The sequence below is a fragment of the Streptomyces sp. NPDC030165 genome (assembly GCF_055573595.1).
In genome coordinates this window covers 595,153-620,176 of the sequence record NZ_JBVIBD010000003.1, presented here as the reverse complement: position 1 = coordinate 620,176, position 25,024 = coordinate 595,153, and the positions used below count along the sequence as shown (strand labels likewise).

The window sequence follows — 25,024 nt, the reverse complement described above, 5'->3', positions numbered from 1 at the left end:
ACGCCTCCGCGAACACCGGGAACCGGGCATACAGCTCCCGGCCCATCCCGGCCCGCTGCGCACCCTGACCCGAGAACAGCACCGCCAGCTTCCCGTCGGTCTCCCGGGCGACGCCGCGTGCGAGTTCCCGTACTCCCGCTCCGTCGGCCGCGAGGACCGCGCGGTGGGCGAACGCCGCCCTGCCGGTGGCGAGGGAGTGGCCCACGTCGACCGGTGAGAGGCCGGTCAGTGCCGAGACCTGCCCGGTCTGTGCCGCCAGCGCGGCCTCGGACGTGCCCGACACCGGCCAGGGCACGAGGTCCGGCACCACGGTGGGCGTGGCGGGCTCGTCCGCCGCGGGCTCCTCGGCGGCCGGCGCCTGCTCGATGATGACGTGGGCGTTGGTGCCGCTGACGCCGAAGGCGGAGACGCCGGCCCGCCGGACGTGTCCGGTGTCGGGCCACTCCTGCTGCTCGGTGATGAGCGAGACCGTGCCGTCCGTCCAGTCGACATGCGAGGACGGGGAGTCGACGTGCAGCGTCTTGGGGAGCACGCCGTGGCGCATCGCAAGAAGCATCTTGATCGTGCCGGCGACGCCGGCGGCGGCCTGGGTGTGGCCCAGGTTCGACTTGACGGCGCCGAGCAGCAGCGGGCGTGGCCGGTCCGGTCCGTAGGCGGCCATCAGGGCGTTGGCCTCGATGGGGTCGCCGAGGGTGGTGCCGGTGCCGTGGGCCTCGACCACATCGACGTCTGCGGGCGTGAGGTCGGCGTCGGCGAGGGCCTGGCGGATGGCGCGCTGCTGGGCGCGTCCGCTGGGCGCGGTCAGGCCGTTGGAGGCGCCGTCCTGGTTGACGGCGGTGCCGCGCACGATGCCCCAGACGTCGTGGCCGTTGCGGCGGGCGTCGGACAGCCGCTCCAGGAGGAGGACGCCCACGCCCTCGGACCAGCTGGTGCCGTCGGCCGCGTCGGCGAACGGCTTGCAGCGGCCGTCGGGGGCCAGCCCGCCCTGGACCGTGAACTCGGTGAAGGAGTCGGGGCTGGACATGACCGAGACGCCGCCGGCCAGTGCGAGGGTGCACTCGCCGCTGCGCAGGGCGTTCGCGGCCATGTGCAGGGCGACCAGCGCGGAGGAGCAGGCGGTGTCGACGGTGACGGCCGGGCCTTCCAGGCCGAAGGCGTAGGAGAGGCGTCCCGACATGACGCTGGCGGTGTTGCCGGTGGCGACGTGTCCCCGTACGTCGGTGGTGCCGGTGCCCTGGCGCAGCAGCGTGGCGTAGTCCTGGCCGTTGGTGCCGACGAAGACGCCGGTGCGGCTGCCGCGCAGGGTGGTCGCGTCGATCCCGGCGCGCTCGAACGCCTCCCAGGTGGTCTCCAGCAGCAGCCGCTGCTGGGGGTCCATGGCCAGGGCCTCGCGGGGCGAGATGCCGAAGAAGGCGGCGTCGAAGAGGCCGACGCCGTCGAGGAAGCCGCCTTCGAGGGTGGCGGAGGCGCCCTGCGCGAGGGCGTCCAGGTCCCAGCCGCGGTCCGTGGGGAAGCCGGAGATGGCGTCCTCGCCCTGGCTGAGCAGCTGCCAGAGGTCTTCGGGGGACCGTACGCCCCCGGGGAAGCGGCAGTTCAGGCCGACGATGGCGATGGGGTCGTCGTCCTCCGCCCGGCCGGCGGGAGCCGGAGTGCCGGGCTCGGGCAGGGTGCCCTGGAGTTCGGCGAGCAGGAAGTCGGCGAGGGCGGTCGGGGTCGGGTAGTCGTAGACGAGGGTCGTGGGCAGTTTCAGGCCGGTGGTGGCCGTGAGGGTGTTGCGCAGTTCGACGGTGGTCAGGGAGTCGAAGCCGAGGTCGCTGAAGGCGCGGTCGGCGCCGACGCCCGAGGTGCCGGTGTGTCCGAGGACCGCGGCGACCTGGGTGCGTACCAGGTCCAGGACGAAGCGCGGGCGTGCGGCCGGGGAGAGACCGGCGAGCCGCTGGCGCAGGGCCGGTTCCCGCAGGGCGGTTTCCGTTCCGGCGGACGGCGCGGCCCGGCGCAGTTCGGGCAGGTCGCCGACGAGGGGGCTGGGGCGCAGTGCGGTGAACACCTCCGCGTAGCGCTGCCAGTCGATGTCGGCGAGGGTCGGCGTCGTGGCGTCGTGCTCGATCGCCCGGCGCAGGGCGGTGAGGGCGAGCCGGGGCGTCATGGGGGTGAAGCCGCCGCGGCGGACGCGGTCCTGGATGCCGGTGCCGTCGGCCGCCATGCCGGTTTCTGCCCAGGGGCCCCAGGCGATCGAGGTCGCGGGCAGGCCGTGGGCGCGGCGGTGTTCGGCGAAGGCGTCGAGGAAGGCGTTGGCGGCGGCGTAGTTGGCCTGGCCGGGTGCGCCGAGGGTGCCGGCGACGGAGGAGAAGAGCACGAAGGCGGTCAGGTCCCGGTCGCGGGTCGTCTCGTGCAGGTTGAGGGTGGCGGTGACCTTGGCGCGCAGGACGGAGGTGAACTGCTCGGGGGTGAGTGTGTCCAGGGTGCCGTCGTCGACGGTGCCGGCGGTGTGGAACACGGCGGTGAGCGGGTGCTCTTCGGGGATCGAGGCCAGTACGGCGGTGAGCGCGTCGCGGTCGGCCGTGTCGCAGGCCGCGACGGTGACCCGGGCTCCCAGGTCCTCCATCTGCGCGGCCAGGTCACCGGCGCCGGGGGCGTCGGGACCGCGGCGGCTGACCAGCAGCAGGTGCTGGGCGCCCGCTTCGGCCAGCCATCGGGCGACGTGGCCGCCGAGCGCGCCGGTGCCGCCGGTGACGAGCACGGTGCCGGTGGGGCGGAATGTGTCCGTCTCGGTGGCCGGTGCGGCTCGGTGGTGTGCCAGGCGGCGGGCGAAGGTGCCTGCGGTACGTACGGCGAGCTGGTCCTCGCCGCCGTTGTCGGCGAGGACGGCGGTCAGGCGGCGCAGGGTGCTGCCGTCGAGCTCGTCGGGGAGGTCGACGAGGCCGCCCCAGCGCTGCGGGTGTTCCAGTGCGGCCACTCTGCCCAGGCCCCAGACGGCTGACTGGGCAGGCCGGGCCGGGTGTTCGGCGCGGTCGGCGGCGACGGCGCTGCGGGTCACGCACCACAGCGGGGCCTCGATGCCCGCGTCCCCCAGGGCCTGGACGGCGGTTGCCGTGAGCAGCAGGCCCGTGGCCGTACGGTCATCGGTGTCATCGGTGTCTTCGCCGGCCGTCGCCAGCAGGGACAGGACGCCCGCGAACGGACCGTGCCCGGCGGCCAGTGCGCTCAGCCGCTCGGCGAGGTCCCGGCGCTGCGGGGCGGTGACGTCCACCCGTACGGCGTCGGTGCCCAGGATGCCGGCGACCGGGTCGAGCCAGGCTTGGTCGCCGTCGGCCGGTGCGAGTACCAGCCAGGTCCCGGCCGGGCGTCCGGCGGTGGCCGTTCCGGTGAGGGGCTTCCAGGTGGTCCGGTAGCGCCAGCCGTCGACGGTGGAGCGTTCCCGGCTCTTGCGCCGCCAGGCGGAGAGGGCGGGCACGACGGCGGTGAGGGTGTCGTCGTCCAGGTCGAGCGAGGAGCCCAGGGATTCGAGGTCCGCGCGCTCCACCGCCGACCAGAACTCCGCGTCCGCCGCGTCGGCGGGCTCCGCGGCCACGGCGGTTCCGGCTGCCGCCTCGGGCCAGTAGCGCTCGCGCTGGAAGGGGTAGGTGGGCAGGTCGGTCCGGCAGGCGCCGCTGCCCGCGAACACCGCGTCCCAGTCGACGCCGACGCCGTGGAGGTGGAGCCGGGCCAGGGCCGTGGTCAGTGCCGGGTCCTCGGGCCGGTCCCGGCGCAGTGCCGGGACGGCGGTGACGTGGGTCTGCTCGCCGGCGCAGCCGCGGACCGCGCCGCTGAGCACGGCGTCCGGTCCCAGCTCGAAGAAGGTCGTCACGCCGTGCTCGATGAGGTGCCGTACGGCGTCGGCGAAGCGGACGGTGCCTCGGACCTGTCCGGTCCAGTACTCCGGCGTGGCCAGCTCCTCGTGCGTGAGGAGCGTGCCGGTGACGGTGGACACCAGCGGCACGGTGGGCGCGTGGCAGGTGACGGAGCCGACGGCGCGGGCGAAGTCCGCCAGCATCGGGTCCATGTGCGGCGAGTGGAAGGCGTGGCTGACGCGCAGCCGCTTGGTGCGGCGGCCGAGCTCCTGGAAGTGGGCCGCCACGGCGAGGACCGCGTCCTCGTCGCCCGAGACGGTCAGGGAGTCCGGGGTGTTGACGGCGGCGACCGCGGCCCGTCCCTCGTACGGGGCGAGCACGGCGGCCACCTCGTCCTCGGTGGCTTCGACGGAGGCCATGGCGCCGCCCGCGGGCAGGGCCGCCATCAGGCGGCCGCGGGCCGCGACGAGGGTGCAGGCGTCCTCCAGGGAGAGGACTCCGGCGGCGTGCGCGGCGGCGAATTCGCCGATGGAGTGGCCCGCGACGTAGTCGGGGCGCAGGCCCCAGGACTCGGCGAGGCGGAACAGGGCCACTTCGAGGGCGAAGAGGGCGGGCTGGGTGTAGCCGGTGTCGTCCAGCAGCGCGGCCTCGGGAGTGCCCGGTTCCGCGAACAGGATCTCCCGCAGCGGGCGGTCGAGTTCGAGGTCGAAGCGGGCCAGTACGGCGTCCAGGGCCTCGGCGTAGACCGGGTGGCGGTCGTACAGTTCACGGCCCATTCCGGGGCGCTGGCTGCCCTGCCCGGTGAAGAGGAAGGCCGGCCGGCCGCGGTCCGGGCGGCCGGTGAGCAGCCCGCCGTCGGGTTCCGCGTCGCGCAGCGCGGTCAGGGCGCGGACGAGGGTGCCGCGGTCGTCGGTGACGACGGCCGCGCGGTGTTCCAGGTCGGCCCGGGAGGTGGCGAGGGAGTACGCGAGGTCGGTGAGCGGCAGTCCGGGGTGGTCCGTGAGGTGGGACAGGAGCCGCCCGGCCTGGGCGCGCAGGGCCGCTTCGGAGTGTCCGGACAGGGTCAGGGGGACGGGTGCGGGATCGGCCGGGCGGGCCGGCGTGGTCTCGGCGTGGTCCTCGGCCGGTTCCTCCGGGGCCTGTTCGAGGATGGTGTGGACGTTGGTGCCGCTGAGCCCGAAGGAGGAGACGCCCGCGCGGCGCGGGTGTCCGGTGCTCGGCCAGGCGAGCGGCTCGGTGAGCAGGCGGATGGCGCCGGAGCTCCAGTCGACGTGCGAGGAGGGCCGGTCGATGTGCAGGCTCTGCGGCACGGTGCCGTGGCGCAGGGCCATGACCATCTTGATGACGCTGGCCACGCCGGACGCCATCTGGGTGTGGCCGATGTTGGACTTGACGGAGCCCAGGAGCAGCGGGTGCTCCAGGTCGCGGCCCTGGCCGTAGGTGGCGAGCAGGGCCTGTGCCTCGATGGGGTCGCCGAGGGCGGTACCGGTGCCGTGTCCGTCGATGACGTCCACGCCGTCCGCGTCCACCTTGGCGTTGGCCAGGGCCTGGCGGATGACGCGCTGCTGGGACGGGCCGTTGGGTGCGGTCAGTCCGTTGGAGGCACCGTCCTGGTTGACGGCGGAGCCGCGGATGACGGCCAGGACCCGGTGCCCGTTGCGGCGGGCGTCGGAGAGCCGTTCGACGAGGAGGAGGCCGACGCCTTCGGCCAGGCTCATGCCGTCGGCCTGATCGGAGTACGCCTTGCAGCGGCCGTCGGCGGCCATCGCGCGCTGCCGGCTGAAGCCGACGAACGCGCCGGGCGTGGACATGATGCTGACGCCGCCCGCGAGGGCCAGGGAGCTCTCGCCGTTGCGCAGGGACTGGCAGGCCAGGTGCAGGGCGACCAGCGAGGAGGAGCAGGCGGTGTCGAGGGAGACGGCCGGGCCTTCGAAGCCGTAGGTATAGGAGAGCCGGCCGGACAGGACGCTGGAGATGGTGCCGGTGATCAGGTGTCCTTCGGCGCCTTCCGGGCTCGCTCCGGAGGCCCCGTAGTCCTGGTAGCTGGCGCCGATGAAGGTGCCGGTACTGCTGCCGCGCAGAGTGGCAGGGTCGATGCCGGCGCGCTCCATCGCCTCCCAGGAGGTCTCCAGCAGCAGGCGCTGCTGCGGGTCCATGGCCAGGGCCTCGCGGGGCGAGATGCCGAAGAAGGCGGCGTCGAAGTCGGCGGCGTCGTGGAGGAAGCCGCCCCGGGTGGAGTAGGTGTGGCCGGCCCGGTCGGGGTCGGGGTCGTAGAGGCCCTCGGCGTCCCAGCCGCGGTTGGTGGGGAACTCGCCGATGGCGTCGCCGCCGTCGGTGACCAGCCGCCACAGGTCCTCCGGCGAGCCGATGCCGCCGGGGTAGCGGCAGCTCATGCCGATGATGGCGATGGGCTCGTCGTCGGCGGTGGCGGTGTTCACGGCCGTGGTGGTGCCGGTGGCGGCCCCGGCGAGGGACTCGCGCAGGTAGGCGACGAGTGCGAGCGGGTTGGGGTAGTCGAAGACCATGGTGCTCGGCAGGGCGAGCCCGGTCACGGCGGCGATCCGGTTGCGCAGGTCGACGGCGGTCAGCGAGTCGAAGCCGACGTCGCGGAAGGCGCGTTGCCCGGAGAGCACGTCGGGTGAGGCGTGGCCGAGCGCGGTGGCCGCCTCGGTGCGGACGAGGTCCAGCAGGAGCCGGTCCTGCTCGACGGGGGCCAGCCCGCGGAGCCGGGCGGCGAACTCGCTGCCGGAGTCCGCGGCGTGGCTGGTGTCCTCTTCGAGCCGCTGGACCTCGGGCAGGTCCTCGAAGAGCCGGGTGGGTCGCGCAGCGGTGAAGACGGGGTGGTAGCGCTCCCAGTCCACGTCCGCGACGGCCAGCACCGTCTCGTCGTCGTCGAGGGCCTGCCGCAGGCCGGTGAGGGCCAGCTGGGGGTCCATGAAGACCAGCCCGCTGCGGCGGATCTGGCCGGGGTCGACGCGGCCGAGCTTGAGGTCGTCGGCCCAGATGCCCCAGGAGACGGCGGTGGCGCGGGCGCCGCGGGCGCGGCGCTGTTCGGCCAGGGCGTTGAGGTAGGCGTTGCCGGCGACGTAGGCGGCGTGCGCGCCGCTCCCCCACATTCCGGCGGTGGAGGAGTACAGGACGAAGGCGTCGAGGTCGTCGCCGAGGAGTTCGTCCAGGTGCCGGGCGCCGGTGACCTTGGCGTCCAGGACCCTCGCGAAGGAGTCGGGGGTCGTCTCCTCCAGCGTCTCCAGTTCGATGGTGACGGCGGTGTGCACGACGGTGCGTACGGTGCGGCCCTCGGCCTCCAGCGTGGCGAGCATCCGGGCGACCGCGTCGCGGTCGGTCAGGTCGCAGGCGACGACACCGGCCTCGCAGCCCATCTCGGCCAGTTCCCGGACGATGGCGTCGGCGCCGGGCGCCTCCGGGCCGCGGCGGCTGGTGAGTACGACGTGTTCGGCGCCCTGCCGGGCGAGCCAGCGGGCCAGGTGCGGGGCGAGCGTGCCGGTGCCGCCGGTGACGAGGGTGGTGCCCCGCGGCGTCCACGGCTGGGCGGGCGCGGGGTCCGCGGGAGCGGCGCGTACGACGCGGCGGGCGAGGACGCCCGAGGGGCGCAGCGCGAGGTGGTCCTCGCCGGTACGGCCGGTCAGGACGGCGGCCAGGCGCTCACCGGCCCGCTGGTCGAGCTGTTCGGGCAGGTCGACCAGGCCGCCCCAGCGCTGCGGGTGTTCGAGGGCGGCGGTCCAGCCGAGGCCCAGGATCTGGGCCTGGTCGGGGTGGGTCAGCCGGTCCGCGCGGCCGGTGGAGACGGCTCCCTGGGTCAGGCACCACAGGGGTGCGTCGACTCCGGCGTCGCCGAGTGCCTGGACGAGCGCGAGGGTCAGGGCGAGCCCGCGGGTGAGCGCCGGGTGCGCGGTGCTGTGCCCCTCGGCCCCGGCCAGCAGGGACACCACGCCCGTGAGGTCAGGCGCGTCGCCGAGTTCGGACAGGCGCCCGGTCAGGGTCGCGCGGTCGGCGCAGGCGTCGTCCAGGGCGATGGCGTGCGCCTCGGCTCCGTGAGCGGCGAGGATTCCGGTGAGGGTGTCGGTGTCGGCCCCTTCCGGGGCGACGACGAGCCAGGTGCCCGTCAGGGCCGCCGTGGGCAGGCTGGTCAGCGGCTTCCAGGTGGCGCGGTAACGCCAGGAGTCCACGGTGGACAGGTCGCGGCGGCGCTTGCGCCAGTCCGAGAGGGCCGGGAGGACCGGGGCCAGCGAGTCGCGGTCCAGGCGCAGGCTGGAGGCGAGGGCGTCGACGTCCTCCTCCTCGACCGCCGTCCAGAACTCGGCGTCCGCGGGGTCCGCTTCGGCCCGGTTCCCGGGCCGGTCGGGGATCGCCCACAGGTGCTCGCGCTGGAATGCGTACGTGGGCAGCGGCACGCGGCGGGCGCCGGTGCCGGCGAGGACACCGGCCCAGTCGGCGTCCGCGCCTCGTACGAAGGCTTCGGCGAGGGAGGTCAGGAAGCGGTCGGTGCCGCCCGCGTCCCGCCGGAGCGTGCCGAGCACCGCGGCCGCGCCGCCGGCTTCCTCGGCGGTCGCCTGGATGCCCATGGACAGGACGGGGTGGGAGCTGACCTCGATGAAGAAGCGGTGGCCCTGGCCGAGGAGTTCGCCGATGGCGGGCTGGAAGCGGACGGTCTGCCGCAGGTTGGTGTACCAGTAGCCGGCGTCCATGCCGGTGGTGTCCAGCCAGTCACCGGTGACGGTGGAGAAGAAGGGCACCTGCGCCGGGCGCGGACGTACCGGCGCGAGGACGGTGTGCAGTTCGTCCCGCACCATCTCGACCTGCGCGGAGTGCGAGGCGTAGTCCACGGCGATGCGCTTGGCGCGGATGTCCTGGCCGATCAGTTCGGCCTGCAGGGCGTCCAGCGGCGCGGTGGCGCCGGAGACGACGGTGGACCCGGGGCCGTTGACGGCGGCGATCGACAGGGCGTTGTACCCGATGGCCCCGGCGAGTCGCTGTTCGACGTCGGCGGCGGGCAGCGGGACCGACAGCATGCCGCCGGATCCGGCCAGCCCGCGGGCGATGGCCTGGCTGCGCAGGGCGACGACGCGGGCCGCGTCCTCCAGGGAGAGTGCCCCGGCGACGGCGGCCGCGGCGATCTCGCCCTGCGAGTGGCCGACCACGGCGTCGGGGGTGATGCCGTGCGCGGCCCACAGCGCGGCCAGGGAGACCATGACGGCGAAGGAGGCGGGCTGGACGACGTCGACGCGGTCCAGGGTCGGCGCGCCTTCGGTCTGGCGCAGCACGTCGAGCAGCGACCAGTCGGTGAACTCCGCCAGGGCGGTGGCGCATTCGGTCAGGCGCTCGGCGAAGACCGGGGACTCTTCCAGGAGACGCGCTCCCATGCCGGCCCACTGGGAGCCCTGACCGGGGAAGACGAAGACGGTCTTGCCGTCGGTGTCGGCCGTGCCCTGGACGACGCCGGGGGCGGAACCGCCGGTGGCGAGGGCGTCGAGGGCCGCGCGCCGGGCCCGGTCGTCGGTGCCGACGACGACGGCGCGGTGGTCGAAGAGCGTGCGTGTGGCCACCAGGCTGTGGGCGACGTCCAGCGCGCCGGGTGCCTGGTCGCCGTCGAGGTGGGCGGCGAGGCGGGCGGCCTGGGAGCGCAGCGCGCCCGGGGTATGGGCGGACAGCACCCAGGGGATGGCGTCACCGGCCGGGGGCACCGGCCGGTCGGTGGCCGTCTCGCGTGGTCGGGGGGCCTCTTCGAGGATCGTGTGGGCGTTGGTCCCGCTGATGCCGAAGGAGGAGACCGCGCAGCGGCGCGGGCGTTCGCCCTCGGACCATTCGGCGGGTTCGTTCAGCAGGGCGAGGGTGCCGGGTGTCCAGTCGATGTGGCTGGAGGGGGTGCCGGCGTGCAGGGTGCGCGGCAGCTCTCCCCGGCGCAGGGCCAGCACCATCTTGATGACGCCCGCGACGCCGGCCGCCGACTGGGTGTGGCCGATGTTGGTCTTGACGGAGCCGAGCAGCAGCGGATTGCGCGGGTCGCGGTCCTGGCCGTAGGTGGCGAGCAGGGCCTGCGCCTCGATGGGGTCGCCGAGGGCGGTGCCGGTCCCGTGGGCCTCGACGGCGTCGATGTCCGCCGGGGCCAGCCCGGAGTTGGCCAGGGCCTGGCGGATGACGCGCTGCTGGGCGGGGCCGTTGGGGGCGGACAGGCCGTTGGAGGCGCCGTCCTGGTTGATGGCCGAGCCGCGGACGACGGCCAGGATCTCGTGCCCGTTGCGCTGCGCGTCCGAAAGACGTTCCAGGACGAGGACGCCGACGCCTTCGGCGAGGGTCATGCCGTCGGCGCCCTCGGAGAACGCCTTGCAGCGGCCGTCGCCGGCCAGGGCCCGCTGCCGGCTGAAGGCGACGAACGGGTTGGGGTTGGTCATCACGGTCGCGCCGCCGGCCAGCGCCAGGGAGCTCTCGCCGTTGCGCAGCGACTGGCAGGCCAGGTGCAGGGCGACCAGGGACGAGGAGCAGGCGGTGTCGACGGTGACCGCCGGTCCTTCGAGGCCGAAGAGGTAGGCCAGGCGTCCGGAGAGGACGCTGGGGCTGGTGCCGGTCACCAGGTGACCCGCGGAGCCGTCCTCGACGCCGAGTCCGTACTCCTGGTAGGTGGAGCCGATGAACGTACCGGTCGCACTGCCGTGGACGGTGGTGGGGTCGATCCCGGCGTGCTCGAACGCCTCCCAGGTGGTCTCCAGCAGCAGCCGCTGCTGGGGGTCCATCGACAGCGCCTCACGCGGCGAGATGCCGAAGAAGGAGGCGTCGAATTCGCCCGCGTCGTGCAGGAAGCCGCCCTGGCTGGAGTACGTCGTGCCGGGGTGGTCCGGGTCGGGGTGGTGCAGCCCGGTGTCCCAGCCGCGGTTGACGGGGAAGTCGGTGATCGCGTCGACGCCTTCGGAGATCAGCTCCCAGAACTGCCGCGGGGAGCGGACGCCGCCGGGGAAGCGGCAGCTCATGCCGACGATGGCGACGGGCTCGTCGAAGCGGCCCGGTACGGCGACCGCGGCGTGGGCGTCCTGGCCACCGCCGGTGCCCAGGATCTCCTCGCGCAGGTGGCGGGCGAGGACGGCGGGGGTCGGGTAGTCGAAGACGAGGGTGGCGGGCAGCTTCAGGCCGGTGAGGGTGGCCAGCCGCTTGCGCAGTTCGACGGCGGTCAGCGAGTCGAAGCCGGCGTCGCGGAAGGCCCGCCGCTCCGCGATGGCGTCCGCGGAGTCGTGGCCGAGGGCGACGGCCGCCTCGGCTCGCACCAGGTCGGCCAGCAGCCGCTCCTGCCCGTCCTGGTCCAGGCCGCTGAGGCGGGCGGCGAACTCCGGCGCGGCGTTGCGGGTGTCGCTCTCGGCGCGTACCAGGGCCCGGACCTCGGCCAGTTCGTCGAAGAGGGCGCTGCGGCGGGTGGAGGTGAAGACGGGGTGGTAGCGCTCCCAGTCGATGTCGGCGACCGTGACGGTGACGTCCTGGTGGACGACGGCGCGCCGCAGTTCGGTGAGGGCGGTCGTGGGCGCGAGGAAGCGCAGCCCGCGCTTGTGCAGTTCGTCGGTGACGGCCTCGTGGGTGGCCATTCCGGCCTCGGCCCAGGGGCCCCAGGCGATGGAGGTGGCGGGCAGGCCGCGGGCGGCGCGGTGTTCGGCGAGGGCGTCGAGGTAGGCATTGGCGGCGCCGTAGGCGCTCTGCCCGGCGCTGCCCCATACTCCGGCGATCGACGAGACGAGGACGAAGAAGTCCAGGTCGTGGCCGTCGAGGAGGCTGTCGAGGTGAGCCGCGCCGAGCAGTTTGGCGGCCATCACCGCCGCGGCGTCGTCCAAGGGGGTCCCGGCGAAGGCGGCGTTCTGGCCGACGCCGGCCGCGTGCACGACGCCGGTCAGCGGGTGCTCCGGGGGTACGGAGGCCAGGAGTGCGGCGAGCGCGTCGCGGTCGGCGGTGTCGCAGGCCGCGATGGTGACCTCGGCGCCCAGTTCCTCGATCTCCGCGGCCAGTTCGGCGGCGCCGGGGGCGTCGGGACCGCGGCGGCTGGTGAGGATCAGGTGGTCGGCGCCGCTGCGGGCGAGCCAGCGCGCGGTCTCGGCACCGAGCGCTCCGGTGCCGCCGGTGACGAGGACGGTCCCGCGCGCGGTGAACGCGTCGGCCGGGGGCAGTTCGGCCTGCGGGTGACGCACCAGGCGCCGGCCGAGCGTTCCGGTGGCGCGGATCGCGAGCTGGTCCTCGCCACCCTGGGCGGCCAGCGCACTGACGAGGTGCTGGGTGGCGGGGGCGTCGAGAACGGCCGGCAGGTCGATCAGGCCGCTCCACAGCTGCGGGTGCTCCAGGGCGGCGACGCGGCCCAGTCCCCAGACCGCTGCCTGGAGGGGGTTGGTGAGCGCGTCGTCCGGGCCGGTGGTGACCGCGCCGCGGGTCAGGGTCCACAGGGGGGCGTCGAGCGGGGTGTCGGTGAGCGCCTGGGTCAGCACGATGCTGAGCGCGAGTCCGGCCGGCGGTTCGGCGCCGGGCCGGTGGCCGGGCCGGTCGGCGAGCGGGAGCAGGGACAGGATGCCGGAGAAGACGCGCTCCTCCGTGCGTACGGCGTCGAGCCGGGCGGCGAGTTCGGAGCGGTCGCGGCAGGCGGCGTCCAGGACGAGCGTCTCGAACTGGGCGCCGTGGCCGCGCAGCGCGTCCAGAGTCTCGTCGGTGTCGATGCCGTCGGCGGTGACGAGCAGCCAGGTGCCGTCGAGTACGGGCGCGGCGGCCGCCCGGACGGGCTGCCAGGTGACGCGGTAGCGGGTGGAGTCCAGCAATGCCTTCTCCTGCCGCTGCTGGCGCCAGGACGACAGTGCGGGCAGCAGCGCGTACAGGGAGGCGTGCTGTTCGTCGCGCAGCCCCAGGAGAGTGGCCAGTTGCGCGGCGTCGCCGCGTTCGACGGAGTTCCACAGTTCGGCGTCCGCGGGGTCGGCCGCGCCCTGCGCCAGGCGTACCGGGGCCGGTTCGGGCCAGTAGCGCTCGTGCTGGAAGGCGTAGGTGGGCAGGCCGACCGTACGCGCGCCGGTGCCGTCGTAGTACGCGGCCCAGTCGACGGCCGTGCCGCGTACGTGCAGCCGGGCCAGGGCGGTGGCCGCACTGCGTTCCTCGCCGCGCCCGGCGCGCAGCAGTGCGACGAAGTCCGCGTCCGTCTCGTCGCCCAGGGTGTCCTGGGCGGGGGCCGACAGCGCGCTGTCGGGGCCGATTTCGAGGAAGGTGCCGGCGCCGCAGGAGTGCGCGGCGCGCACGGTGTCGGCGAAGCGGACGGTGCCGCGCGCGTGCGCGACCCAGTAGTCCGGGGAGCGCAGTTCGTCGTCGGTGGCGGGCCGCCCGGTGAGGCCGGAGACGACGGTCACCTCCGGCACGCCGTAGGTGAGCTGGGCGGCGACCTCGTGCAGGCCGTCGAGCGCGGGCTCCATGAGCGGCGAGTGGAAGGCGTGGCTGACTTTCAGGCGCTTGGTCTTGCGGCCCTGCGCGGCGAAGTGGGCGGCGATCTCCTCGGCGGCGGCCAGTTCGCCGGCGATGACGACGGCGCGGGGGCCGTTGACGGCGGCGAGGGAGACCTGGTGCTCGCGCCCGGCGAGCAGCGGGGCGGTCTCGTCCTCGGCGGCCTCCAGGGAGAACATCGCGCCATCGGCGGGCAGTTCCTGCATCAGCCGTGCCCGCGCGGTGACCAGGCGGGCCGCGTCGGGGAGCGTGAGGACGCCCGCGACGTGCGCGGCGGCGATCTCGCCGACGGAGTGGCCCAGCAGGACGGCAGGGCGTATCCCCCAGGTGCGCAGCAGCCGGTACAGCGCGACCTCGATGGCGAACACGGCCGGCTGGGTCCACTCGGTGCGGTCCAGCAGCGCCGCCTCGGGGCTGCCCTCCGGGGCGAACAGGACGTCCTTGAGCGGACGGTCCAGATACGGGTCGAGGGCGGCGGTCACCTCGTCCAGGGCCTCGGCGAACGCGGGGAAACGGGCGGCGAGTTCACGGCCCGCCCCGGGGCGCTGGCTGCCCTGTCCGGCGAACAGCACGGCGAGCTTGCCGGCGCCGCCGGTCTCGCCCTCGGTGAGCGCGGGGTCGGGGCGGTCGGCGGCCAGGCTGGACAGAGCACGCAGCAGTTCGTCACGGTCGCCGGTCGCGACGGCGCGCTGGTCGAAGGCCGAGCGGGTGGTGGCGAGAGAGAGGCCGACGTCGGCCGGGTCGAGGCCAGGGCGCTCGTCGAGGAAGGACCGCAGGCGGGCGGCCTGGTCCCGCAGCGCCGCCCGGCTCTTGCCCGACAGCGTCCACGGCACGACGGCCGGGGTGAGCGCCGGCTGTTCGCGCTGTTCGGGGGCGGCCGGCGGCTCCTCGACGATGAGGTGCGCGTTGGTACCGCTGAAGCCGAAGGAGGAGATGCCGGCGCGGCGCGGCCGGCCGGCCTGCGGCCAGGGCGTCTCCTCGGTGAGCAGGCGCACCGCTCCGGAGTCCCACTCCACGTGCGAGGACGGCACGTCGGCGTGCAGCGTACGGGGCAGCACGCCGTGGCGCATGGCCATGACCATCTTGATGACACCGGCCACGCCGGCCGCGGCCTGGGTGTGGCCGATGTTGGACTTGACGGAGCCCAGCAGCAGCGGGCCCTGCGGGTCGCGCTCCTGGCCGTAGGCGGCGAGCAGCGCCTGGGCCTCGATGGGGTCGCCGAGGGTGGTGCCCGTGCCGTGGCCCTCCACGGCGTCGACGTCCGTGGCGGTCAGCCCGGCGGCGGCCAGCGCCTGCCGGATCACCCGCTGCTGGGAGGGGCCGTTGGGGGCGGTCAGACCGTTGGAGGCGCCGTCCTGGTTGACGGCCGAGCCGCGCACGACGGCCAGGATCTCGTGCCCGTTGCGCTGCGCGTCCGAAAGGCGTTCCAGGACGAGGACGCCGACGCCCTCGGACCAGCCGACGCCGTCGGCGCTGTCGGAGAACGCCTTGCAGCGGCCGTCCGGGGACAGGCCGCGCTGCCGGGAGAACTCGATGAGGGCGCCCGGCGTCGACATGACCGTGACACCGCCGGCCAGCGCGAGGGAGCACTCCCCCGCGCGCAGGGCCTGCATCGCCCAGTGCATGGCGACCAGCGAGGACGAGCACGCGGTGTCGACGGTGACGGCGGGGCCTTCGAGGCCGAGGGTGTAGGAGACGCGTCCGGAGGCGACGCTCGCGGCGGTGCCGCTGCCCTGGTGGCCCTCGAACTGCCCGCCGGAAAGCACGGTGGCGTAGTCGTTGTACATCACGCCCGCGAACACGCCGGTCTGGCTGCCGCGCAGGGACACCGGGTCGATGCCGGCGCGCTCGACGGCCTCCCAGGAGGCTTCGAGGAGCAGCCGCTGCTGGGAGTCGGTGGCCACCGCCTCGCGGGGGCTCATGCCGAAGAAGGCGGGGTCGAAGTCGGCGGCGGTGTGCAGGAATCCGCCGAAGCGGGAGTAGGAGGTGCCGGTGCGGTCCGGGTCAGGGTCGTAGAGCGCGTCCAGGTCCCAGCCCCGGTCGGCGGGCAGGCCCGAGATGGCGTCGGTGCCTTCGCTCACCAGCCGCCACAGGTCCTCGGGAGAGGCGACGCCGCCCGGGTAGCGGCAGCTCATGCCGACGATGACGACGGGGTCCTCGTCGGTGGCGGCACGGGGGGCACCGGGCGCCGCGGCCGCTTGGGAACCCATGAGTTCGGCGAGGAGGTGCGCGCCGAGGGCGTCGACGGTCGGATGGTCGAAGACGACCGTCGCGGCGGTGCGCAGGCCGGTGGCCGCGCTGAGCCGGTTGCGCAGTTCCACGGCGGTCAGCGAGTCGAAGCCCAGCTCGCGCAGCGGGCGCCGCGCATCGATGTCGGCGGTGGTGGAGTGCCCGAGCACGGCGGCCACCTGGCCGGCCACGAGGTCGAGCACGACCTCGCGGCGGTCGGTCTCCGCCAGCCGGGACAGCTTCTGTACGAGGGTGACGGCGGCCTCCGAACCCGAGACCACCGCGCGGCGGGCCGGGGTGCGGATCAGGCCGCGCCACAGCGGCGGCACCCCGCCCTCGGAGCCTTGGACGCGCAGCACGGACAGGTCGAGCCGGGTCGGCAGCAGGACGGCGGCGTCCGTGGCGGTGGCCGCGTCGAAGAGGGCGATGCCCTGTTCCTCGGTGAGCGCGGGCGTGCCCATACGGGCCAGGCGGTCCAGGTCCTCGTCCGTCAGGCCGCCGGTCATTCCGCCGGTGGGCTGCCACGGGCCCCAGGCCAGGGAGAGCCCCGGCAGGCCCTGGGCGCGACGCAGTTGAGCGAGCGCGTCGAGGAAGGCGTTGGCGGCGGCGTAGTTGCCCTGGCCCGCCGCGCCCACGGTGCCGGAGAGGGAGGAGAAGACGACGAAGGCGGCCAGGTCCAGGTCCCGGGTGGCCTCGTGGAGGTGCCAGACGGCGTCGGCCTTGGGCCGCAGGACCGCGCTGATCCGCTCGGGGGTGAGCGACTCGATCACGCCGTCGTCGAGGATGCCGGCGCTGTGCACGACGGCGGTGACGGGATGCTCGGCGGGCACACCGGCCAGCAGCCGCTGAACGGCGGCGCGGTCGGCCAGGTCACATGCCGTGAGGGCCACCTGCGCGCCGAGACCGGTCAGTTCGGCCACGAGGTCGGCGGCGCCGTCGGCGTCGGCCCCGCGACGGCTGGCGAGCAGCAGGTGCCGTACGCCGCGCTCGGCGACCAGGTGCCGGGCCAGTACGCGGCCCAGGCCGCCGGTGGCTCCGGTGAGGATCACGGTGCCCTCGGGGTCCCACTCCGTGCTGCCCTGTGCCACCCGGACGCGGGCGAGCCGCGCGACGAGGACGGCGGCGCCGCGGACGGCGGTCTGCGGCTCGTCCAGGGCCAGGGCCCGCGACAGCGGCTCGGCGGCGGGCTCGGTGGTGTCGGGGTCGAGGTCCAGCAGACCGAAGCGGCCGGGGTGTTCGCTCTGCGCGGCCCGCACCAGACCCCAGACCGCGGCGGCCGCCGGGTCCGGTGCCTGCCGTGCGTCGGTGGCGACCGCGCCACGGGTGACGAAGACCAGCCGGGACGCGGCGTACCGCTCGTCCTCCAGCCAGGTGTGCAGCAGCTCCAGGGCGTGGGCGGTGCGGGCGTGCGCGGCGGTGGCGGTCTCGTCACCGGCCGCGCCCGCGACGGGGACGAGGACCACGTCCGGGGCGTCCGTGACGGCGTCCGGGCCGGGCAGCGCCGTGACGGTACGGTCCGGCGCCACAAGGGCCTGCTCCAGGCCGAAGAGGTCCGGGCCGAGGACGGTGACCGTCGCGGGCGTCGCCTGGACGGCCTGGCGCGGTTCGGTCCAGCGCAGCTCGAAGAGGGCATCGCGGACGAGCGAGTCGGCGGCGCCGAGCCGCTCGTCGGGCAGGGTACGCAGGATGAGCGAGCCGATGGAGGCGACGGGGGCACCCGTGGTGTCGGCGACGGAGATCGCCACCGCGTCCTCGTCGGCCAGGGACAGTTTCACGCGGACCGTGCTCGCCCCGCTCGCGTGCAGGGTCACGTCCTGCCACGCGAAGGGCAGGCCGCCGCGGGCCTGCTCGCCCAGGTCGACGAAGGCCGCGGCGTGCAGTGCGGCGTCCAGCAGGGCCGGGTGGATGCCGAACGACGTGGCGTCGGCCCCGTCGGTCTCGGGCAGGGTCACCTCGGCGTAGACGGCGTCGCCGCTGCGCCAGGCGGCGCGCAGGCCCTGGAACAGGGGGCCGTATCCGAAGCCGGTGTCGGCCATGCGGTCGTAGAAGCCGTCGAGGTCCAGCGGACGCGCGTCGGCGGGGGGCCAGACGGTGGCGTCGAAGCCGGCCCGGTGCTCGCCGGCGGCGAGGGTGCCGACGGCGTGCTGGGTCCAGGGCAGTTCCTCCGGGCCGTCCGGGCGGGAGTGAACGCTCACGGCGCGGCGGCCGGTCTCGTCCGGGCTGCCCACCCACACCTGCACCTGGACGCCGCCCTCCTCGGGCAGCACCAACGGGGCGGCCAGCGTGAGTTCTTCCACGCGGCCGCAGCCGGCCTCGTCCCCGGCGCGCACGGCCAGCTCCAGGAAGGCGGTGCCCGGCAGCAGCACCGTGCCGCGCACGGCGTGACCGGCGAGCCAGGGGTGGGTGCGCCGCGACAGGCGGCCGGTGAGGAGCAGGCCGTCGGAGTTGGCGACCGACACGGCCGCCGCCAGCAGCGGGTGGTGCGCCGCGCCCAGGCCGGCGGCGCGCACGTCACCGCCCGACCCGGGCACGCTCCTGGGCCAGTAGCGGCGGCGCTGGAAGGCGTAGGTGGGCAGGTCCGTGCGCCGGGCGCCGGTGCCTTCGAAGTAGCGCTCCCACTGGACGGCCACGCCACGGGTGTGCAGGCCGGCCAGCGCGGCGGTGAGCGTATCGGCCTCGGGGCGGCCCGGCCGCAGCACGGCGAGCGTCGCGGGAATGCCGTCGGCGGAGCCGGGGGCGGCCGGGCCGGGGGTGCCGTCGGCCGTGGCGGTCGCGGCCAGGCAGGTCTGGGCCATGGCGGACAGGACGCCGTCCGGGCCCAGTTCCAGGTAGGTGGTGACGCCGTGGCCGTCGAGCCAGGCGAGGGTGTCGGCGAACCGTACGGTGTGGCGGGCGTGGTCCACCCAGTAGTCGGCGGACGTCAGCTGTTCCACCGTGGCGAGGGTGCCGGTCAGGCCGGAGACGACCGGGAGCGCGGGCGCCTGCGGTGCGAGCCGGGAGACGACCGTACGGAACTCCTCCAGCATGGGTTCCATCAGCGGGGAGTGGAACGCGTGCGAGACGCGCAGCCGCTTGGTCTTCCGTCCCAGTCCGGCGAAGTGCTCGGCCACGGCGGCGGCTCCGTCGGCCCGGCCGGCGATGACGACGGCGGTGGGCCCGTTGACCGCGGCGACGGAGATGTGGTCCTGCCGGTCCTCCAAGAGGGGCAGGACCTCCTCCTCGGTGGCTTCGAGGGAGATCATGGCGCCGCCCTCGGGGAGCGCCTGCATGAGGCGGCCGCGGGCGAGCACCAGAGCCGCGGCGTCGGCCAGGGCGAAGACCCCGGCCACGTGTGCCGCGGCGATCTCGCCGACGGAGTGCCCGGCGAGGAAGTCCGGCTTGGCGCCGAAGGACTCGGCGAGCCGGTACAGCGCCACCTCGATCGCGAACAGCGCGGGCTGGGCGTAACCGGTCTCGTCGAGCAGGGCGGCCTCGGGCGTGCCCTCGGCGGCGAACAGCACATCCTTCAGGGGCCGTTCGAGGCCCTGGTCGAAGTGGATGAGGACCTCGTCGAGGGCGGTGGCGAAGACGGGGAAGCGGGCGGCCAGGTCGCGCCCCATCCCCGGCCGCTGGGAACCCTGCCCCGTGAAGAGGAAGGCGAGCTTGGACCGCGTCCGGGCGGTGTCCTGCACCAGGCCGGGTGCGGGTGCGCCGTCGGCGAGCGCGGTGAGGGCGGCGCGGGCCCCGTCCAGGTCGGCCGCGGTGAACGCGGCACGGTGCTCCATGCCGGAGCGGGCCGTGGCCAGGGAGTAGGCGACGTCCACGGGCTTCACGGGCGCGAGGCCGGGGCGGGACGTGAGGTGTTCCAGCAGTTGTGCCGCCTGGGCGCGCAGCGCCTCGCGGGTGCGGCCGGAGACGAGCCACGGGACGGCACCGGCCGCCACGGGCGCGGCCGCGGCAGGCTCTGCGTCCTCCTGAGGCTCGGCCGGGGCTTCCTCCAGGATCGTGTGCGCGTTGGTGCCGCTGAGCCCGAACGAGGAGACACCGGCCCGGCGCGGCCGTTCGCCCCGGGGCCAGGGAGCCTGCTCGGTGAGCAGGCGCACGGCCCCCTGCGTCCAGTCGACGTGCGAGGACGGCGCGTCCACGTGGAGCGTGCGCGGGAGCAGGCCGTGCCGCATGGCCAGCACCATCTTGATGACGCCGGCCATGCCGGCCGCCGCCTGGGTGTGACCGAGGTTCGATTTCACGGAGCCCAGCAGCAGCGGGCGGTCGGCCTCGCGGCCCTGGCCGTAGGCCGCCAGCAGTGCCTGGGCCTCGACCGGGTCGCCCAGGGTGGTGCCGGTGCCGTGCGCCTCGACGGCGTCGATCTCGTCGGCGGAGAGCCGCGCGCTGACCAGTGCCTGCTCGATGACCCGTTGCTGCGAGGGGCCGTTGGGCGCGGTGAGCCCGTTGGAGGCGCCGTCCTGGTTGACGGCGGAGCCCCGGACGACGGCCAGGATCTCGTGCCCGTTGCGGCGGGCCTCCGAGAGGCGTTCCAGGACCAGGACGCCGACGCCTTCGGCCCAGCCGGTGCCGTTGGCGGAGTCGGCGAAGGAGCGGCAGCGCCCGTCGGCGGCGAGCCCGCCCTGGCGGCTGAACTCCACGAAGGTGGTGGGGCTGGACATCACGGTGACGCCGGCGGCCAGCGCCAGGGAGCACTCGCCCTGGCGCAGGGAGTGGGCGGCCAGGTGCAGGGCCACCAGGGAGGACGAGCAGGCGGTGTCGACGGTGACCGCCGGGCCCACGGCCCCGAAGAAGTACGCGAGGCGGCCCGAGATGACGCTGGTGGTGGTGCCGGTCAGGGCGAAGCCCTGGACGTCGTCGTCCGGCCCCACCCGGTACTCCTGGGGCATCGCCCCGACGAACATGCCCGTCCGGGAACCACGGACCGCCGCCGGGTCGATGCCGGCCCGTTCGAAGGCCTCCCAGGAGGACTCCAGCAGCAGTCGCTGCTGCGGGTCCATGGCAAGGGCCTCACGGGGGGATATCCCGAAGAAGGAGGCGTCGAACTCGGCCGCGTCGTGCAGGAAGCCGCCGGAGAACTCCCCCGCGTCCTCGGCCGACAGTTCCCAGCCGCGGTCGCCGGGTGCCGCCGTGATGCCGTCCCCGTCGGCGGCGAGCAAGGACCAGAGCTCCTCGGGGCTGCGCACGCCTCCCGGGAAGCGGCAGCTCATGCCCACAATCGCGATCGGCTCGCGGGCCGCCGCCTCCAGCTCGCCCACCCGCTGGCGGGAGCGCCGCAGATCGGCACTGGCCCGCTTGAGGTAGTCGCGGAGTTTCTGTTCCTGGTCCATGTTCGCCACGTTCAACCCAACCCATCTCAAGACCGGCGGACAGCAGAGGATTTCGTTGTGGGCATCCGGCACTGGGGACGGTTGTTCCACAGCGACTGAGTTATCTGCGTGCCCTGCACGAGGCAGCTCGACTTCCCGCACGCCACCAGCCCAGTCTCGACAGGAACGGCCATGGAATTCCCTAGAGTCGGCCGGGCGTCAGGACCGGCCGCACACCAAGGCGCCGGGGGCACCGCGGTTGCTCCGCGGCGCCCCCGGCGCCTTGTGTCCCTTCGGTTCCCTTTCGGGCCGGGCCGTGCCGCAAGGGCGGGCCCCGTCCCGCGGGTCCGCACGCGGCGGCCCCGGGAACCCGGTGTGCTACTTGATGAAGCCGTCCACGACGCGGGGCGGCCAGGTCCCCACCGTCAGCACTCCCATCGCGTACGCGCGGGAGACCAGGGCCGCCCGGTTGGGGACCTTCAGTTTCCGCAGCAGCCCGGTGACGTGGTACTCCACTCCCTGCCGGCTGAGATAGAGCCGGGAGGCCAGCGGAATCGTGGACAGGCCGGCCGCGATTCCTTCCAGAATGCGCGCGTCGATCTCGCTGAGTAATTTCTTCCGCGGCGCCACCACCGCGTCGCCCTCCGCGGCCTGCCCCGACGGCATCGTGACGAGCACCGCGGCCGGGCCGGGGGCGTAGCCGCTCACGGCGGTGGCCGTGAGGTTTCCGGTGAATGTGTCGCCGGTCGCCCGCAGCGCCACCACGTGCGCGGCGAACCGGTCGCAGCGGCCGGTCAGCAGCCGTTCGAACTGCCGCATGAGGGGCTGCCGCACGCTGGGGTGCACCAGGTCGCGGAAGTCACGCCCGCAGACGTCCGGGGCTGTGGTCGAGGACTCGGAGGGGGAAGAGGCGAGTACGTCGGCGGAAGCCGCGTCGGGGGTCGCGAAGTTGCGGTAGAAGTCCTGAGATGCCTGACGGACCGTCAAGGACGGGTCCAGTACGGCCATGCACACGCCCGGCCGGTCGGCCGGCGGCCGCTCTTCCCGCCGTTCCGTAGCACCGGGCACACCGGCCGCACCCCGGCCTGCCGAAAACTGCGGGGAATCCACCAGAGCAGAAAACTTCAAGGGACCGACATCCTTTCAACCCCCGTCAGCAAACCAAAGTACAAGTGAGATCGAGCGAGAAGGAGAAACCCGAGGGATTTAACATGCCGGAAACCTGGGCGGCCCAGCAGTGGTCCGGAGGAGAATTCCGATCTCCCCGGCACGATCGACACTAGGGAGAGGTCCAGACAAGCGTCAACGTGCACCCGGCGCGCCACCGCTAAACCTGTGGTCGCCCTCCCGCGGGGTACGGTCCCGCACCGCCCTTTCGGTCCCCCCGAACACTCCGCACCGCTTACCGCCGGTAAGCCGCATTCTCCGCCGCGGCGCGCTCAGCGTGCCGCGAACGCCCCGGCCGCACTCCGGCCCGCCAGCAGCTCCCGCCGGCCCGCCACACCCAACTTGCGGTAACACGAGGTCAGGTGCTTTTCCACCGCACGGGTACTCACACCGAGTTCGTCGGCGATTTCCTGGTTGGTCAGCCCCCGGCCCGCCAGAGAGACGACCTTGCGCTCGCTGTGGGTGAGCGCTGCCTCGGCGCTCGGGGCGGTGGTGGTGGTTCCCAGGGCCGCGTAGGCGCGTTCGGTCAGCCAGGGTGCGCCACAGGCCGTGGCGAGATCGGCGGCCTCGCGCAGCATCGCCTTCGCCTCCTTGCCGCTCTCCACGGTCCGGCCCAGCTGGAGGAGCGTACGGGCCCGTTCGAGCGTGTTGGCGGACCCGCGGAGGACCTCGGCGGACTCGCGCAGGACGGATACTCCCCCACCGCCGGGCAGCAGGGCCTTCAGACGCAGGGCGCGGCCCAGGGGTGCGGGGGCGGCCCATTGCCGCGCCCAGGCCAGTTCTTCTTCCGCCAGGGCCAGGGCGGGCCGGGGCTCGCGCAGGCGGTGATGGAGGACTATGGCGCGGGGCCGCCAGGGGTAGAGGGCGGAGTTGCGCCAGCCGGCGGCTTCCAGTTGGCGACCGCAGGCCAGGAGGGAATCCAGGGCGTGGACACCACGGCCGCGGCGGGCGTCGAGCGACGCTTTGAGAAGTTGCAGTATGACCCTCAGGCCGAGGCTGTCCGGCCAGCGCTGACCGGCGTCTTCCAGGAGCCGTTCGATCAGCTGGATGTCACCGGTTTCCATGGCCACCGCGGCTCGCACGGCGGCGGTGGGCTCGCGCCAGTCCGCGTCGTTCAGTTCAGCGGCCAGGTCGGCCTGTTCGCGGGCCTGGGTCAGGCGGCCCCGGGCGAGCTGGAGCAGGGCGTTCTCGACGTGCACCACCGCTTGCGGACGGGCAGCGGGCTGCTCGCAGGACAGGCGCGTGTCGATGCCCCCCGCCGCATCGGCGGCGTACAGGGCCACCGCGACCAGGGGAAGCGCGATGCCGACCCGCGCGGAGGTCACTGGCTCGCGTTCCACGACCTGTTCGGCCAGGGCCGCGACCTCCGGTGCCGGCACGGCGCTCGAGAGGACGGCCGCGTTGTTCAGAACGGCCGCCAGTTCGCGGGCGCCGCCGATGTCCAAGGGTGGTGGGGTACCGAGTGTGCGCAGGCGTTCCACCGCACCGGCGAGCTCCGTCGGGTTCTCGTGCCCGGCGTGCCACAGGCGGGCTTCCATCCGCAGGGCGATCTCCCTGGCGTATCCGTGGCGTGGCGCCGCGGGGTCGAGGTCTTCGGCCACGCGGCGCAGCAGATCCACCGCCGAAGGGGGCGCCTCGCCCAGGAGGCTCGGTGGCATGAGCAAGGTGGCGGCGGCCCGTTCGGTGGCCGTCGGCAGCAGGCGGATGGCCTGGCCGATGTGCCGTTCGCAGGCGGCGGGGTCGATATCGCGTTCGGCGACGGCCAGTTCGATCAGCAGGCGTGCGCGCTCGAAGACGCCCGTGCTGCCGAGCAGGGCGCGCTGGAGGTAGCGCGCGGCGGTGACCGGCACGCCGCGGCGCAGCGCGGCCTGCGCGGCGGTCCGCAGTACCCGTACGGCCCAGGGACGGTGGGTGGCGGTGACGGTCATCAGCAACTCGGCGACGTGTTCGGCAGGGCGCCCGGCCTGGTGGAGGAGGTCCGCGGCGGCATCCCGGGAACGTTCGCGTTCGGCGACGGTGAGGGCGGAGTCGACGGCGTCGCGGACGACGCGGTGGATGAAGCGCGGGGTGTCGTGCGAGGCGAGCAGTCCCAGGTGGTGCAGCGTGCGCAGGGCCTGCTGGAATCCGACGGCGTCCAGTCGCGCGTGGCGCCGGACGAGGTCGGGCTCGCCGTGGTCACCGAAGGCGGCGATGGCGGCTGCCAGGTCGCGTACGGGAGCGGGCTGGGCGTGCAGGCAGCCCGCCAGGCGGTCGCGGAGCTGAGCGGGGCGCTGCACGCGGACTTGGGCGGCGTGTCCGGCGGTGGGGCGGTGCCCGCTCAGTGCCAGGTCGCGCAGGACGGACTGGAGGAAGAGGGGGTTGCCGGCGCAGGTCTCGTGACATGCGTGGGCGTAGCTGTCGTCGGCGGGTTCGCCGAAGTGGTGGTGGATCAGGGCCCGGGCGGCGGCCGGTGAGAGTGGAGCGGGGCGCAGGACGTCGGCGGCGTCCGCGATGTCGCGGATGAGCGGGTGCTGGGCGTGGGGGTCGCCGTCGCGCAGGGTGCACACGACCGCGACGCGCAGTCCGTGTGGGCGCCTGGTCAGGTAGGCGAGCCAGCGCAGGGAGGGGATGTCGGCCCACTGGAGGTCGTCGACGAGGATGAGTACGGGGGTGGTGGCGCAGGCTTCGGCCAGCACGGACCGCAGGCCGTGCAGGGTGGCTTCGGAGACGGGCGCGCCCTGGTCCCCGGGAACCGGGAGGCCGCCGGGGTGGTCCGGCCGGGTGGTGCCGCCCGTTTCCTGGTCGCCGGACAGGGTGAGGTCACCGGCCAGGAGGGGCCCCATGAGCTGGTGGACGATGCCCAGGGCGAAGTCCTGCTCCATGGGTGCGGCGTTGGCCCGCAGGACCCGTGAGGTGGCGGCGGAACGGGCACCGGCCTCCTGGAGGAGCGTGGAGCGGCCGATGCCCAAGGGGCCGGTCAGGAGCACTGCGGAAGAACGGCCCGCCTGTGCCCGGCGTACTGCGGTCTCGATGCGGGCCAGTTCGGTTTCCCGTTCATACAGCATC

General features: G+C 74.5%; 3 protein-coding genes. All 3 read right to left on the bottom strand.

Translation table 11 applies throughout. From position 1 onward, the window contains the following. A partial coding sequence (locus ACZ4Z1_RS08835) for a type I polyketide synthase (RefSeq protein WP_468485865.1) occupies positions 1-20,833 on the bottom strand: 20,833 nt, incomplete at its 3' end. A 357-nt stretch (positions 20,834-21,190) separates the two neighbouring features. After that, positions 21,191-21,820 (bottom strand): LuxR C-terminal-related transcriptional regulator, encoded by a 630-nt coding sequence (locus ACZ4Z1_RS08830; RefSeq protein ID WP_468485893.1) that lies wholly within the window; start codon positions 21,818-21,820, stop codon positions 21,191-21,193. 431 nt (positions 21,821-22,251) lie between these two features. After that, positions 22,252-25,023 (bottom strand): ATP-binding protein, encoded by a 2,772-nt coding sequence (locus tag ACZ4Z1_RS08825; protein WP_468485864.1) that lies wholly within the window; start codon positions 25,021-25,023, stop codon positions 22,252-22,254. Position 25,024: the final 1 nt, after the last annotated feature.